This window comes from Thiomicrorhabdus indica, from assembly GCF_004293625.1.
In the GTDB taxonomy this organism is placed as follows: Bacteria; Pseudomonadota; Gammaproteobacteria; order Thiomicrospirales; family Thiomicrospiraceae; genus Thiomicrorhabdus; species Thiomicrorhabdus indica.
This window is the reverse complement of the sequence record NZ_CP033040.1, coordinates 1,692,276-1,705,907: the sequence shown is the minus strand read 5'-3', so window position 1 is coordinate 1,705,907 and position 13,632 is coordinate 1,692,276. Positions and strand designations below refer to the sequence as shown.

Here is a 13,632-nt window from a genome sequence, read left to right as displayed (position 1 = left end):
GAACCGTTAAGGTTTGGATAGAAAATACAATCGTTTTAAGCGATCAAATTAATAACAACGGAGAGACCTGATGTCTTTAAATCGCCGAGAATTTCTTCATGTAATGTCATTGGCTGCTGCGGCAGGTATGTTACCTGGTACAGCGTCAGCAATGTCTGGTGGTGCGGATAAAGCAGCTGCTGCGAAAGCTTCAGCAGAGATTTACAACCGTCCTATGAAAGGTAAGGTTCGTCTACTTCACATTACAGATACACACGCTCAGTTGAAGCCTATTTACTTCCGTGAGCCGAATGTGAACTTAGGTGTGGGTCCTGCGTTTGGTAAGCTTCCACACGTTGTAGGCGATAAGCTACTTAAAGAATTAAATATTGATGCGAGCAAGAATCCTGAGTTAGCGCATGCATTTACTTACCTAAACTTCCAAGATGCATCTGAAACTTACGGTAAGGTTGGTGGTTTTGCACACCTTAAAACAGTTCTAGATATGTTGCGAGATCAAGCCGGTGGTTCACAAAACACTATCACTATGGATGGTGGTGACTTGTGGCACGGTTCTGGTACAGCACTATGGACTCGTGGTGCAGATATGGTTGAAGCGTCAAACCAAATCGGTGTTGACATTATGACTGGTCACTGGGAATTTACTTACAAAGCTGAAGAAGTTCTTAAAAACTTGAATAACTTCAAAGGTGAGTTTGTAGCTCAAAACATCCGTATCAAAGAAGATTCACTTTTCGGTGATGCTTATCTAGAAATGGTGGAGCGCAATAACGGTACTGGTTTGTATTCTGAAGATGAAGCTCGTGCCTTCAAACCATACGTCGTCAAAGAAATTAACGGTGAGCGTGTTGCGATTGTTGGTCAAGCATTCCCACGTACTGCAAATGCTAACCCTCAATCGAACTTCCCAGATTGGTCTTTCGGTCTTCGTGAGGACGCGCTTCAAGAGACAGTTGACAAAATTCGTGCAACTGAAAAAGTTGCGGCAGTTGTGATGATTTCTCACAACGGTATGGATGTTGATATCAAGATGGCTTCTCGCATCAACGGTATCGATGCTGTATTCGGTGGTCACACGCATGATGGTATTCCAAAAACAATCAACGTTAAAACACCAGAAGGTGGTGTTTGTTACGTAACAAACGCTGGTTCAAACGGTAAGTATGTTGGTTGTATGGATTTGGATATCCAAGGCGGCAAACTGAAAGGCGTTAACTATTCATTGCTACCGGTATTCTCGAACGTTGTTGAAGCGGATGCGGGTGTTCAGAAGTTCATTGATGACCTATACATGACTAAGTACGATGAAAACATCATCGAATCACGTCGTCCGGATGCGTATGTGAATAAAGATCGTCTAGGTAAGACTTATGGTGAAATCCTAGGTGAAGAACTAGCAGTAGCAGAAGACACTCTATACCGTCGTGGTAACTTCATGGGTACTTGGGACCAAATTATCGTAAACTCTCTACGTGAAGAGCATGATACTCAAATCGCGATGTCTGCTGGTGTTCGTTGGGGTACTTCAGTTCTAGCGGGTGAAACTATCACTATGGAACGTGTTATGGACGAGACTTCAATGACTTATGGTGAAACTTATAAGTCTGAAGTAACGGGTGCTCAAATGAAAGATATCCTAGAAGGTATCTGTGAAAACCTATTCCAAAAAGACCCATACCTACAATCTGGTGGTGATATGGTTCGTTTGGGTGGTATGGACTATACGTGTGAGCCAAATGGTTCATTCGGTAACCGCATCTCTGACATGCGTTTGGATGATGGTACTCCTCTTGAAGCCAACAAAACATACTCTGTTGCTGGTTGGGCGCAAGTTGAAGCTGTGGGTGAAGGTCGCTTAATGTGGGATGTAACGGCTGATTACCTACGTCGTCACAAAGGTGATACGAAGCTTCAGAAAGTTAACCATCCTAAGCTTAAAGGTGTTAAAAACAACCCAGGTATCGAAAACTACCCAGGTGAAATGGCTTAATTCTCAATTAGGTTTTAACACAATAAAAACCCAGTACAGTTTGACTGTGCTGGGTTTTTTGTTTTTAATGACGCAAAAAAATTGTTGAGATAAAAATGGTAGAAAATTACAAAGAGCTATATTTAATGTTGCAAGAAGTTGCAAAGTTAATTCATGAGGAGTTAGACGAGGTCTGTGAGTTTCAATTGGCTAAGAACGGCTCATGTATGTTAGAACACAAAACAACCGGCCGCCGTTTGGTTTTTATGATGGCAAAACTAGGTGAAGAGCAAAAGGTGGGTTATGCCTTTTTTGAAGCCAATGAAAAGCAACCTGACTGGATTGACGATTTACCGGCCGGTCAATTTAGCCAAGATGTGGCTAAAAACTTAGTGAATAATGAATTGATTAACGCCTCATCAGACTATTAGTTCAAGTTCCTAAAGTGTGGATAGGGTTTATTGCATCATGTGCATTAAATCCTCAATACGATAAATCTTACCGGCCCCTCCCCAGTTACCATTGGGCACTTCTTCAATCATGATCCAAATTCTTGCCGCATTAAGCAGGTTGTTATCGGTTTGTTCTAATTGAAGGATTAAGTGAGTAAGCTGTTCAGTCAGTTTCTGCTTTTTGTCTGCATTCATTGTGCCTTGGAAGACTTTGACTTCAATTCGATAGTGCGGTTTTTCGACAGGGTGTCCAGCAAGGAAAAAGTCACTAGTCGTAAATTCTAAAAATTGTACCCAGCTTAAGTTTTGCGCTTTTGGATTTTCCACCATTCCTTCTAACGTCAGTAATATATCAGTCGCATTTTGGGCGAATTCCTGTTTCTGCCGGCCGGTAAAGGTATTTTCTGGGAGATGTACTGTAATTAAAGGCATTGCTTGGATTCCTTGTGATTGACCTTAAGGATATCGGGTAATAAAAAAACCCGCTTGAAGCGGGTTTAGTCGATAAGAGGGTTATTGAATTTTCAAGTAACTGAAGCCTTCACTCTGAAGAATGGCAATTTTTGCAACACCTGATGTTGTTAGCTCAATTCCATCATAGACTTTGTCTTTGGCTAAACCGACTTCATCACGGGTTTTATCACACAGGTGAACCTTCACACCGCGAACGTTCATTAAAGCGTCTAAGCGACCTTTTAGCTCGTCACGTCGTTCTAGTAGAGCTGCATCATGTTCATAAGGCGTACCTTTCAAGGCATCATCCGTGGTAAAGCGAAGTCCAAAACCGACAAATACTAAATGAATCTCTGGTTCCATGAGTTCATTTTCATAAAAGTTCATAATATTGTTAATGGAAGTTAAAGTGGCTGAATAACGGGTTGGATCTTTAAAATCTACATGGTAAACCACTTTTGCTCCATCATCAGCCGCCTGGGCAGTTTGAACAAGGCCGAAAAATGCCAATGAGAACACGATGGCGGTCATAATTGACGTGATAAGTTTTTTCATAATTTATATCCTCTGAGATAAATTTATTTTTAAAGTTTGAGAATGTCATTCACACAAACATTATCATTTTTTACCGGCCGGTAACAAATATTAACTGATTACACGACTATTGAATCTTAATAATTTCATAAAGGTTCGCAAATTTTTAATTGCCTTTGTTTTTTCTAAAAATTCGTAAGTATCTACTTGATATTATTGACAGTATTTATTTGTTTTGCATGCTTTTTTATGGCTTAATTTACGGTTTATTTGGCGAATGTGAAGCAAAGGTTTTAAAGTGGATTATAGGGCATTACTCGAATCAGCTCTTCAAGAAGCTGAGATTGGTTTTCAAGAAGGAGGGGTTCCGGTTGGTGCAGCGCTGTTCGATTCTAGTGGAAAATTGCTGAGTCGTGGGCGTAACCGGCGGGTTCAGGAGGATGATCCGTCGATACACGGTGAAACTGATGCTTTTCGAAAGGCTGGACGACAAACGACGTATCGAGACAAAATCTTGGTCACCACACTTGCACCTTGTTGGTACTGTTCAGGACTGATTCGCCAGTTCAATATAGGTACTGTTGTGATAGGCGAATCAGTAAATTTCTCAGGCCATTTGGATTGGCTTACAGAGGCTGGAGTCAAGGTTGTGGAATTGAACGATTCAAGGTGTATTGAGTTGATGGCGAAATTTATTGAAAATAACCCAGAAATCTGGAATGAAGATATAGGAGAGTGTAGTTGTGACTCTTCTGATTAGGTCGGCTGTGTTATGGGTGTTTTGCAGTTTATTTTCTTTATCCATCGCGGCAGGTTCTGATGATTTAACACCTGTTAAATTGCATTTAAAATGGCAGCATCAATTCCAGTTTGCTGGTTATTATGCAGCTCTTAAAAAAGGGTTTTACCAAGAGGCTGGGTTGGATGTCGCTTTGGTTGAAGCGAGTGCTGATAAAAACCCTGTTCAAGCCGTGCTTTCCGGTGAAGCGGAATTTGGTGTGGGAACAAGTGAGCTCTTGTTGAACTATCATAAGGGAGACCCTGTGGTGGTTTTAGCGGCAATTATGCAGCACTCACCACTTGCTTTGGCTACCCTTAAGTCATCTGGAATCACTAATATCCATCAGCTTGCCGCTGAGTCGATTATGATGGAGGCAAACTCTTTAGAACTGCTTGCTTATTTGAAAAGTGAAGGAATTGATGTAGATCACTTGAAATTGTTCGAACATAGTTTTGACATAAAGCAACTGATCAAAGAGAAAGTAGTCGCGATGTCTATTTATATAACAGACGAGACGTTTGCATTTGATGAAGAGGGTCTTAATTACCAGTTGTTTCGCCCAATTACGAGTGGAATTGATTTCTATGGCGATAACCTTTTTACCACTCAGGATGTGATAGACCGTCAACCAAAGGTTGTCGAAAACTTTCGTAAAGCATCTATTGAGGGTTGGAAGTATGCCGTGCAGCATCCTGATGAAATTATAGAGTTCATTCTTTCTGACTTTTCTCAACGAAAAAGCCGAGAGCATCTGCGTTACGAAGCTGAAAAAATGCTAAATTTAATGCGTCCAGATTTAGTCGAAATAGGTTATATGAATCCTGGGCGCTGGCAGCATATTGCCTATACTTATTCCCAGTTGGGCTTGCTTCCTGAAGATTATAATGTTCAAGGGCTGATGTATGAATCCGTCGACTTTGCCTATGAAGCCTTAAAAAAACAGTTTTATTATGCTATCGGCATATCCAGTGTAATTTTATTATTTGCGATTATTTTTTATCGACAGTATCAATTGGCGAACATCCGGAGGCAGCAATTTGAAACATTGTTTTTGAATGCACCAGTCTCTTTGATGGAAATTGATACCAATGGAATGATCTATAACTGGAACCGAGAGGCTGAAAAAACTTTTCAGTATTATGCCAATGAGGCATTAGGACAAAATGTCTTTGAACTGATTGTTCCTGAAAACTCCAATATCCGTAAAGATGGTGAGCAACTTTTATGTCAGTGGGCGAACCTGCCATTTGAAACTGAGGATAGAAGTCTTAGTCGAGTCATCTGTATGGCAAGAGACATTACTTCTGAAAAGGCCATGGAAGCAAAGTTGTACCAAGCTGCGCATTATGATGAGCTGACAGGTCTTGCCAACCGTACATTGGTTCTAAGTCTCTTTAAAGAAGCCATTGCTGATGCAAAAAGACATCAGCAACATATGGCGATTCTTTTTATTGACTTAAACGACTTCAAGAGCATTAATGATCGTTATGGCCATTTGGTTGGTGATGAAGTTTTAAGACAACTAGCGACCAGACTGAAACGATCCTTAAGAGAAAATGATTTAGTTGGCCGTTTGTCTGGCGATGAATTTTTAGTGATTATTAAGGATTTACACAATAAACGGAATTTAGACAAAGTTATCGGCAAAATTTCAACAGCGATTGAATCGGAAATGCTGGTGAATAATTTATCCTTGACGGTTTCTGCCAGTATTGGGGTAAGCCACTATCCACAAGAGGCAGAAGAAATCCAACAACTGATTCAGATTGCCGATCAGCAGATGTATAAGGTTAAAGCTGCCAGTCAATCGAATAAGATTTGACTGTACTGTACTGATATCATCATAATTTTTGGCGGTTTTAATTGACGCCTCAAAAGCAAAAAAGTTACCGTTTATCAAAGTAAAAACCTTAAATCGATTGAGTCAGCTGTTGTTCTAATGATTGTTGATTCTCTCGGCTTATAACAAAGTATGCAGTGTTTTGTTGTAGGTTATGGGCTTGATCTTTCATGCTTGCAGATGCCTGAGCTGTTTGTTCAATGAGTGACGCATTTTCCTGCATTACTTCATCAATTTGTGTAAGGGCTTGATTCACCTGAAAGATTCCTTGACGTTGTTCGGAAGAGGCCTCTGAAATTTCGGAAACAATTGTGTTCATTTCAGACATTGATGCATTAATTTCTTCCATCAATTGGCTGGATTTTGTTGCCTGATGTGTACCATGATCTATCCTCTTCACGGTTTCTTCGATGAGAACGTTAATCTCTTTAGAAGCTTGTGAGGATTTTTGTGCCAAGGAGCGTACTTCTCCTGCAACGACTGCAAAGCCTCGACCATGTTCTCCTGCACGAGCAGCTTCAACAGCCGCATTCAAAGCCAGTAAGTTGGTTTGGAAGGCGATGCTTTCAATTAGGTTAACAATTTGAGCAATCTTATGGCTGGAGTCTTGGATATCATTCATTGCATGAATTGTATTTGCCATTTCCAATACACATTGATTGGTGCTGCTGCTTGCTGCTGCAGCAAGTTTGCTTGCCTGTATGGCGCTATCCGAGTTGTTTTGCACAATGGATGTCATTTGTTCCATCGCAGCTGATGTTTGCTCAATGGCTGCAGCTTGATCTTGTATTTTGTGACTAATATCCGTTGCGCCTGCACTGACTTCGTTTGAAGCTGTAGAAACGATAGAGGATGATTGAATGGTGTGGTGAATGACGTTTGACAGTTTGGTGCCCATATTCTGGATATTATCGGTCAATTGTTTAATTTGTGGTGTAAACATATTGACTGAACGGTCTTGGTTTGGCATTTGTGCTGTAAGGTCGCCCTCAGCCATTCTTTGCAAAACACCCGAAGCTTGGTGAATAATGTTTTGTAGGTAGCGAGTATTTTCATTTTCGCTGACATCCACAGCAAATTTAACAAACTTAGATGGAATACCGTTTTTATCAAGTATGGCGTTATAGCTTGCCTCAAGCCATAAATCTTCACCTTGTTTGTTTTTACGATGGAAAGTACCGGTTAAAAAACCTTTTTTGGCAAGGTCTGTCCAAAAGTTTGCATATTCTTGAGAGTTGGCATAATCACTTTCTAAAAAAGTGCGATGATGTTTCCCTTTTAGTTCTTCTTGACTGTAACCCGATGCAGATAAAAAGTTTTGGTTCGCATTTAGGATATTTCCTTTGAGGTCAAATGAGATGACTGCCATCACTCGATTAATGGCATCAATAAGTCCCTGATTTTCGATTTCTTTCTGTACTTGTTCAGTGATATCGCTTGCGATTTTAATGATTTTATATGGATGACCATTTTCATTTAAGACTGGTGAATAGGAAGCTTCTAACCAAACTTCTTTCCCGAATTTATCAATGCGCTTGAAGCGTCCTGAAATATTTTTTCCACTTGCTAAGTTTTGCCAAAACTTTTGGTATTGTGGGCTTTTGGCATATTCTTTTTCAATAAACAGGCTGTGGTGTTTGCCTACAATTTCATTATCAGGGTAACTCATTACATGACTAAAGTTCTTATTGGCCATTAAAACCCTGCCTTGGGTGTCAAACTCAATGATGGCTTGCGCTTGGCTAATCGCTTTCTGTGTCGCTTTTAAATCGTAGATTTCTTTTTCAAGCTTTTCAATCGTTTTCAGGTGGCGTGAACAAAGCATAGCTATATCCTTGATTTAACTTAATGATGAATTGATTCTATTGAATTTTGTATATGAATGAATTCTTTAAATTATAAGTAAAATGAATTAAGTTTTTTTACTTATTTTATTGGGTTCATAATATTTTTTGTTATATCCATCTTAAATGAATTAAATCTAAATGTATAGGTTTTGTATAAGTATGTAATGTATTATCCGCACGCATTCAGTATTGAGGAAATAGAAAAAGATTGGGTAATTAATTTTAGATAAGGCTTTTTGTACAATATTTGTATCGTTATTGGTTTTTGAGTTTATATGTTTTCTAAAATGTTTACTTTGGAATGAATCATTTACGGTCTATTGCTGAATTACCTGAAACCGCGCTTTACTAGCTCTTGGGGAACAAGGAAAATAGATGTAAAGGAGGGCTGTTAGATAGATAAAAATATTTAACAGCCCTTGGCGAAAGAAAAGAGTTCTTACTCAGGCGTTTAAGGCTTACTTAAGTTATGTAAGTTATGACGAGATTTGTTAGGCTAGGTTAATTGTTGTTATGTAATTTTCAATCTTACTGAATTTTAATGATTTCCCTTGAGCCAGCTAAATTCTGAATTGCTTCATTAACACGCTTAAAGAGTATTTGGCTGTCTTCTTCAGAATCACGCAATTCTGTGACTCCGGCATGAGAGGTCAGACAGGTGGTTTGTCCGTCATCCAATTTAAACTTATGACCTGAAATTTTTTCTTGAATCAGTTTCCCGATTCGGTAGGCATCGACCGCTTTGACTTCTGGCAACGCAATCATAAACTGATCGCAACTCAATCGACCAATCGGCCCCATCTCTTTGGCGACTTTCTCAATGGCGTGAGCCGCACCGAGAATCGCTTTATCACCCATTTCATGCCCATAACCATCGGTAATGTTTTTAAAACAATCCAGATTGATTTTAATGAGTGACAATGGCTGGTTATTCATCTTGGCACGGTTTAATTCCTCATTTAGCACATCTAAAAAGAAATCTCGGTTGTACAGATTGGTGAGAGGATCATTTGAAGACAAGTGTTCAATTTGTTCTTCCATGTACTTACGGGCGGTGATGTTAATCGCCAGCCAAATCACAGCAGGTTGACCATAACTGTCACTGTCCACTGGATAAACACGTGCTTCATACCACTGACCGCCTGATGGGCCTGCATCCACACCATCGACTTCACTATTTGCTAGTTGATATTCAATTTCGACTAATCGTCCAGAGGTAATTGATTTTTGTACCACCTTCAAAAAACGCTCAGCCATTTTTTCCGGTAAGACATCATGGTATTTTTTACCAATCAGACTCGAGCCGTCGGCATAGAGTGTGCGTTCTTGACCGCCAACAATGTCAAGATAGGTGCCATCCTGTCCCATAATAAAAATCGGATCAGGCATCGCATTGGCGATTGCTTCTAAGTGTGAAAAAGTGTGTTGTAGCTGTTCGCTCATGAATATCTCTCCCAAAATCGATGTTTCGATTATAGAAAAGGTTTTTGCAGATGCAAACAAAACTTTGACCTGTGGGTGGGGATGAAATCTTTACCGGCCGGTAAAGTTTAAAAATAGTGAGTAGTAATGACGTTAAATATCAACATTCATTGTAATTTTAGAATGATAGTTTTTAAAACTACCGAAAGCGAGTTAGGTCGAGGAAAAAATGCGATTTAAAGCGGAGTTTATAGTTTTAGCTATTTAAAGAAGTATGAAACTCGCTAGGCCTCAGCGAAAAAGGCTTTTATTCGAAACGCGTAGCGCAGTTTACACGTGAGTAAATGAGCAACGCATTGCAGAAAAAAGCCTTTTGCAGCAAGGGATAGTAGAGTTTTATTTGCTAATTGGTTTGTATTTGATTCTGTGTGGCTGAGCTGCATCCGCACCTTTACGACGTTTGAGGTCTTCTTCATAATCCGAGAAATTTCCTTCAAACCATTCAACGTGAGAATCGCCTTCAAATGCAAGCATGTGCGTTGCGATACGATCCAGGAACCAGCGATCATGCGAAATAACCACTGCACAGCCAGCAAATTCAAGCAGGGCTTCTTCCAAAGCACGAAGTGTTTCCACATCCAAATCGTTGGTTGGTTCATCGAGCAAAAGCACGTTTCCACCTGAACGAAGTGTTTTTGCTAAATGCACTCGGTTACGCTCACCGCCTGACAGTTGGCCAATTTTTTTCTGTTGGTCGCCACCTCGGAAATTGAAACGCGAGCAATAGGCGCGTGAGTTCACTTCAATATTCCCCACCATAAAGATATCGTCGCCTTCAGAAATTTCTTCCCAAACGGTTTTACTGTCATTCAATGCATCACGGCTTTGATCAACATAAGACAATTGAACGGTTTCACCGAATTCAATCGAACCCGTATCAGGTTGTTCTTGACCGGTTAGCATGCGGAAAAGGGTCGATTTACCGGCCCCGTTTGCACCAATAATCCCAACAATTCCACCTTGAGGAAGACGGAAATTCAAGTCGTCAATCAGTAAACGATCACCGAAACCTTTGGATACATTGTTCACTTCAATAACTTTTTCACCTAAGCGCTCGGCAACTGGAATAAAGATTTCGCTGGTTTCATTTCGTTTTTGAGATTCCTGAGAACTTAATTCATCAAAGCGTGCCAGACGTGCTTTAGATTTAGCATGGCGACCTTTAGCACCTTGACGTACCCATTCCAACTCATTTTTGATGGTTTTCATACGGGCAGCTTCTGATTTGGCCTCTTGCTCTAGACGTTTTTCTTTTTGCTCTAACCATGAGGAATAGTTGCCTTCAAAAGGAATTCCTTCACCTCGGTCAAGTTCCAAAATCCATTGTGCTGCATTGTCTAAGAAGTAACGGTCGTGTGTGATGGCGACAACGGTTCCAGGAAACTCAAGTAAGAAGCGCTCTAGCCAAGCAATGGATTCGGCATCCAAGTGGTTTGTTGGTTCATCCAGCAACAACATATCTGGCTTTTCAAGAAGCAGTTTGCACAAGGCAACACGACGTTTTTCACCCCCAGAAAGTTTTGATACATCTGCCTCCCAAGCTGGAAGGCGTAATGCATCTGCCGCAATTTCTAAATTACGGTCTAAGTTATGACCGTCCATTGCTTGAATAATATCTTCTATTTCAGCTTGTTTTTTGGCGAGTGCGTCAAAGTCTGCATCTGGCTCAGCATAAGCGGCATAGACCGCATCCAATTCAGACATTGCATTTTTTACTTCGCTAACAGCTAATTCGATATTACCCCGGACATCCAGAGTTTCATCTAGTTGTGGTTCCTGTGGAAGGTAGCCAACTTTAATGCCTGGCTGTGGGCGAGCTTCCCCGACAATATCTGTATCGATTCCGGCCATAATGCGAAGAAGAGTGGATTTACCTGCACCATTTAAACCTAAAACACCAATTTTAGCGCCAGGGAAAAAAGACAAAGAAATATCTTTAAGTATGTGACGATTTGGAGGGACGACTTTCCCTACTCGGTTCATGGTGTAAACAAATTGTGCCATTTTACGTGGTCCTTTGTATTCTAGAAAACACCCTGTCGGGCATTGCAATAAATAAATTTTGAGAAAGTTTAACGATATTTAGTGTTGAGATAAAGGTGTTAAGGGATTGTTATACGTTTTAGTCTTTAAATTCTAAGAAAATGGCGAAAGTCTTGCGCTTGAAAATGGAATTGATTTTGAATTTGGTTAAATCATCGAAAAAGGGTAAAATTTCCGCTTTGAAATTTACAACTTCAATTGGCCGTTCAATGGGCGTACAAAAAATCATTTGGTGTCTTGTCTTTACAATGCTCAAATTGACAAATTTTCCCATTGCCAATTGGCTTGTCTTTGATAACGGAGAGTTTAACGATGTTTACCAAATCCATGACAATCGCTGGATACGATGACCTAATTGCAGATGCGATTAAAAATGAAGAAAATCGCCAAGAATCTCATATTGAGTTGATTGCATCTGAAAACTACACAAGTCCACGTGTAATGGAAGCTCAAGGTTCGTATTTTACGAATAAATATGCTGAAGGTTATCCTGGCAAGCGCTACTATGGTGGGTGTGAATTTGCTGACATCGTTGAGCAAGCAGCTATTGATCGTGCGAAAGAACTGTTTGGTGCAGATTATGCAAACGTTCAGCCACACTCAGGTTCTCAAGCAAACGCAGCAGTTTACATGGCATTGCTTCAACCAGGCGAAACGGTTCTAGGTATGAGCCTGGCTCACGGTGGCCACTTAACACATGGTTCTCATGTGAGTTTCTCTGGAAAAATGTATAACGCGGTTCAATACGGAATTGATCCGGTGAGTGGTCAAATTGATTATGACGAAGTGCAAAAGTTGGCCGATGAACACAAGCCAAAAATGATTATTGCTGGTTTCTCTGCTTATTCCCAAGTGATTGATTGGTCAAAATTCCGTGAAATTGCGGATTCTGTCGGCGCTTACCTGTTTGTCGATATGGCTCATGTTGCAGGCTTAATTGCGGGTGATGAATATCCAAACCCTGTACCATTTGCAGATGTCGTGACAACCACGACTCATAAAACATTGCGTGGCCCACGCGGTGGTTTGATTCTGGCGCGTTCAAACCCAGAAATTGAGAAAAAATTGAACTCTGCAATTTTCCCAGGTGGTCAGGGTGGCCCCCTAGTTCATGTGATGGCAGCAAAAGCGGTTGCCTTCAAAGAGTGTCTAGAGCCTTCATGGAAAACTTATTGTAAAAATGTGGTTGAAAACGCAAAAGCGATGGCAGAAGTGTTTAAAGCGAGTGGATGTGATGTGGTTTCAGGTGGAACAGAAAACCACTTGTTCCTAGTGTCTTTGATTGAAAAAGGCTTGACGGGTAAATTGGTCGATGCAGCGCTTGATTCTGCGCACATTACAATCAATAAAAACTCAGTGCCAAATGATCCAATGTCACCGTTTGTGACATCCGGTATTCGTGTAGGTACTGCTGCGGCAACGACTCGTGGCTTCACAAAAGAAGATTGCACAAACTTAGCAACATGGATGTGTGATGTGATTGATGCTTGCGACCAAGCTTCTGAAACTTGGGATGAAGCAGTTGTGACAGACGTTCGTGAGAAAGTTTCTGCACTGTGTGCAGCGAAGCCAGTTTATAAATAAGACAAAAAATTCGAATTTATCATTTTGATGGTTCGTTAAACTAAACCACTCAGATTTGTTTCTGAGTGGTTTTTTCGTTTTTTCAAATCATTTTTCAAAAGTTTACCGGCCGGTAACAATAGCGACAGCGGTAAACTTTGGAAAAGTGATTGCACTAGTTGTGTAAGGAGTTTTTCATGCATTGTCCATTCTGTAATGCCCCAGATACCAAAGTGGTTGATTCACGTTTGGCGACAGAAGGGGCTCAAGTCCGCCGTCGTCGAGAGTGTTTGCAATGTGGTGAGCGCTATACCACCTATGAATCTGCCGAACTCTCTTTGCCACGAGTTATTAAAAGTGATGGTAATCGTGAGCGCTTTGACGAAGATAAAATTCGTAATGGCTTGGTCAAAGCACTGGAAAAGCGGCCGGTTAAAAGTGATGCGATTGAGCAAGTTGTTAATGGGATTATGAAACAAGCTATGACCGAAGGTGTTCGCGAAATTCAATCTTCTCAAATCGGTGAATGGTTAATGGATTCGCTGCGAGAGTTGGATCAAGTCGCTTATGTTCGCTTTGCTTCGGTTTACCGATCTTTCCAGGATGTGAATGCATTCCGTGAAGAGGTTGAGAAGTTGGTGCAAGCAACTGCCGCAAAAAATAGTTGA

The 13,632-nt window shown here is 40.6% G+C and carries 11 protein-coding genes; 6 read left to right on the top strand and 5 right to left on the bottom strand.

What is annotated here, in order from left to right:
- The first annotated feature begins 70 nt into the window (after positions 1–70).
- A complete protein-coding gene (locus tag D9T12_RS07410) occupies positions 71–1,990 on the top strand; it encodes a 5'-nucleotidase C-terminal domain-containing protein (RefSeq protein WP_130537575.1) in 1,920 nt (639 codons plus the stop codon).
- Positions 1,991–2,085: 95 nt separating this feature from the next.
- Entirely contained in the window at positions 2,086–2,400 is a 315-nt protein-coding gene (locus tag D9T12_RS07405) for a hypothetical protein (protein WP_130537574.1), read from the top strand.
- 27 nt (positions 2,401–2,427) lie between these two features.
- On the opposite strand, the gene D9T12_RS07400 is transcribed toward D9T12_RS07405, so the two are convergent.
- On the bottom strand, positions 2,428–2,853 hold the full coding sequence (locus D9T12_RS07400; RefSeq protein ID WP_130537573.1) for a tautomerase family protein: 426 nt from the start codon (positions 2,851–2,853) through the stop codon (positions 2,428–2,430).
- 81 nt (positions 2,854–2,934) lie between these two features.
- The gene (locus D9T12_RS07395) at positions 2,935–3,429 is read right to left on the bottom strand and encodes a DsrE family protein (protein ID WP_206199080.1); all 495 of its coding nucleotides are present in this window, start codon (positions 3,427–3,429) and stop codon (positions 2,935–2,937) included.
- Positions 3,430–3,706: 277 nt separating this feature from the next.
- Between D9T12_RS07395 and D9T12_RS07390 the strand changes: the two genes are divergently transcribed.
- Together D9T12_RS07390 and D9T12_RS07385 are read left to right on the top strand one after the other, a co-directional pair.
- Entirely contained in the window at positions 3,707–4,168 is a 462-nt protein-coding gene (locus tag D9T12_RS07390) for a nucleoside deaminase (RefSeq protein ID WP_130537572.1), read from the top strand.
- A complete protein-coding gene (locus D9T12_RS07385; RefSeq protein WP_130537571.1) occupies positions 4,152–6,011 on the top strand; it encodes a diguanylate cyclase domain-containing protein in 1,860 nt (619 codons plus the stop codon). The genes D9T12_RS07390 and D9T12_RS07385 overlap by 17 nt, the downstream gene beginning before the upstream one ends.
- Positions 6,012–6,099: 88 nt before the next feature.
- Here the strand turns inward: D9T12_RS07385 and D9T12_RS07380 are convergent, their stop codons facing one another.
- The 3 genes from D9T12_RS07380 to ettA all read right to left on the bottom strand — a co-directional run bounded on the left by D9T12_RS07380 (position 6,100) and on the right by ettA (position 11,362).
- Entirely contained in the window at positions 6,100–7,854 is a 1,755-nt protein-coding gene (locus D9T12_RS07380; RefSeq protein WP_130537570.1) for a methyl-accepting chemotaxis protein, read from the bottom strand.
- Positions 7,855–8,404: 550 nt separating this feature from the next.
- Positions 8,405–9,319 carry a sensor domain-containing diguanylate cyclase gene (locus D9T12_RS07375; protein ID WP_130537569.1) on the bottom strand — a complete coding sequence of 305 codons (915 nt, stop codon included), beginning with the start codon at positions 9,317–9,319 and terminating at the stop codon, positions 8,405–8,407.
- 375 nt (positions 9,320–9,694) lie between these two features.
- A complete protein-coding gene (ettA, locus tag D9T12_RS07370) occupies positions 9,695–11,362 on the bottom strand; it encodes an energy-dependent translational throttle protein EttA (protein WP_130537568.1) in 1,668 nt (555 codons plus the stop codon).
- A gap of 351 nt (positions 11,363–11,713) precedes the next feature.
- Here ettA and glyA point away from each other — a divergent pair, with 351 nt between their 5' ends.
- Positions 11,714–12,985: a serine hydroxymethyltransferase gene (glyA, locus tag D9T12_RS07365; protein ID WP_130537567.1), complete on the top strand. Its 1,272-nt coding sequence runs from the start codon at positions 11,714–11,716 to the stop codon at positions 12,983–12,985.
- Positions 12,986–13,161: 176 nt separating this feature from the next.
- Positions 13,162–13,632 carry a transcriptional regulator NrdR gene (gene nrdR, locus D9T12_RS07360; RefSeq protein WP_130537566.1) on the top strand — a complete coding sequence of 157 codons (471 nt, stop codon included), beginning with the start codon at positions 13,162–13,164 and terminating at the stop codon, positions 13,630–13,632.

Excerpts from the sequence above, each read along its gene's own strand:
- D9T12_RS07410 (WP_130537575.1), top strand. The coding sequence starts at position 71 with ATGTCTTTAAATCGCCGAGAATTTCTTCATGTAATGTCATTGGCTGCT.
- D9T12_RS07405 (WP_130537574.1), top strand. The coding sequence starts at position 2,086 with ATGGTAGAAAATTACAAAGAGCTATATTTAATGTTGCAAGAAGTTGCA.
- D9T12_RS07400 (WP_130537573.1), bottom strand. The coding sequence starts at position 2,853 with ATGCCTTTAATTACAGTACATCTCCCAGAAAATACCTTTACCGGCCGG.
- D9T12_RS07395 (WP_206199080.1), bottom strand. The coding sequence starts at position 3,429 with ATGAAAAAACTTATCACGTCAATTATGACCGCCATCGTGTTCTCATTG.
- D9T12_RS07380 (WP_130537570.1), bottom strand. The coding sequence starts at position 7,854 with ATGCTTTGTTCACGCCACCTGAAAACGATTGAAAAGCTTGAAAAAGAA.
- D9T12_RS07375 (WP_130537569.1), bottom strand. The coding sequence starts at position 9,319 with ATGAGCGAACAGCTACAACACACTTTTTCACACTTAGAAGCAATCGCC.
- ettA (WP_130537568.1), bottom strand. The coding sequence starts at position 11,362 with ATGGCACAATTTGTTTACACCATGAACCGAGTAGGGAAAGTCGTCCCT.
- glyA (WP_130537567.1), top strand. The coding sequence starts at position 11,714 with ATGTTTACCAAATCCATGACAATCGCTGGATACGATGACCTAATTGCA.
- nrdR (WP_130537566.1), top strand. The coding sequence starts at position 13,162 with ATGCATTGTCCATTCTGTAATGCCCCAGATACCAAAGTGGTTGATTCA.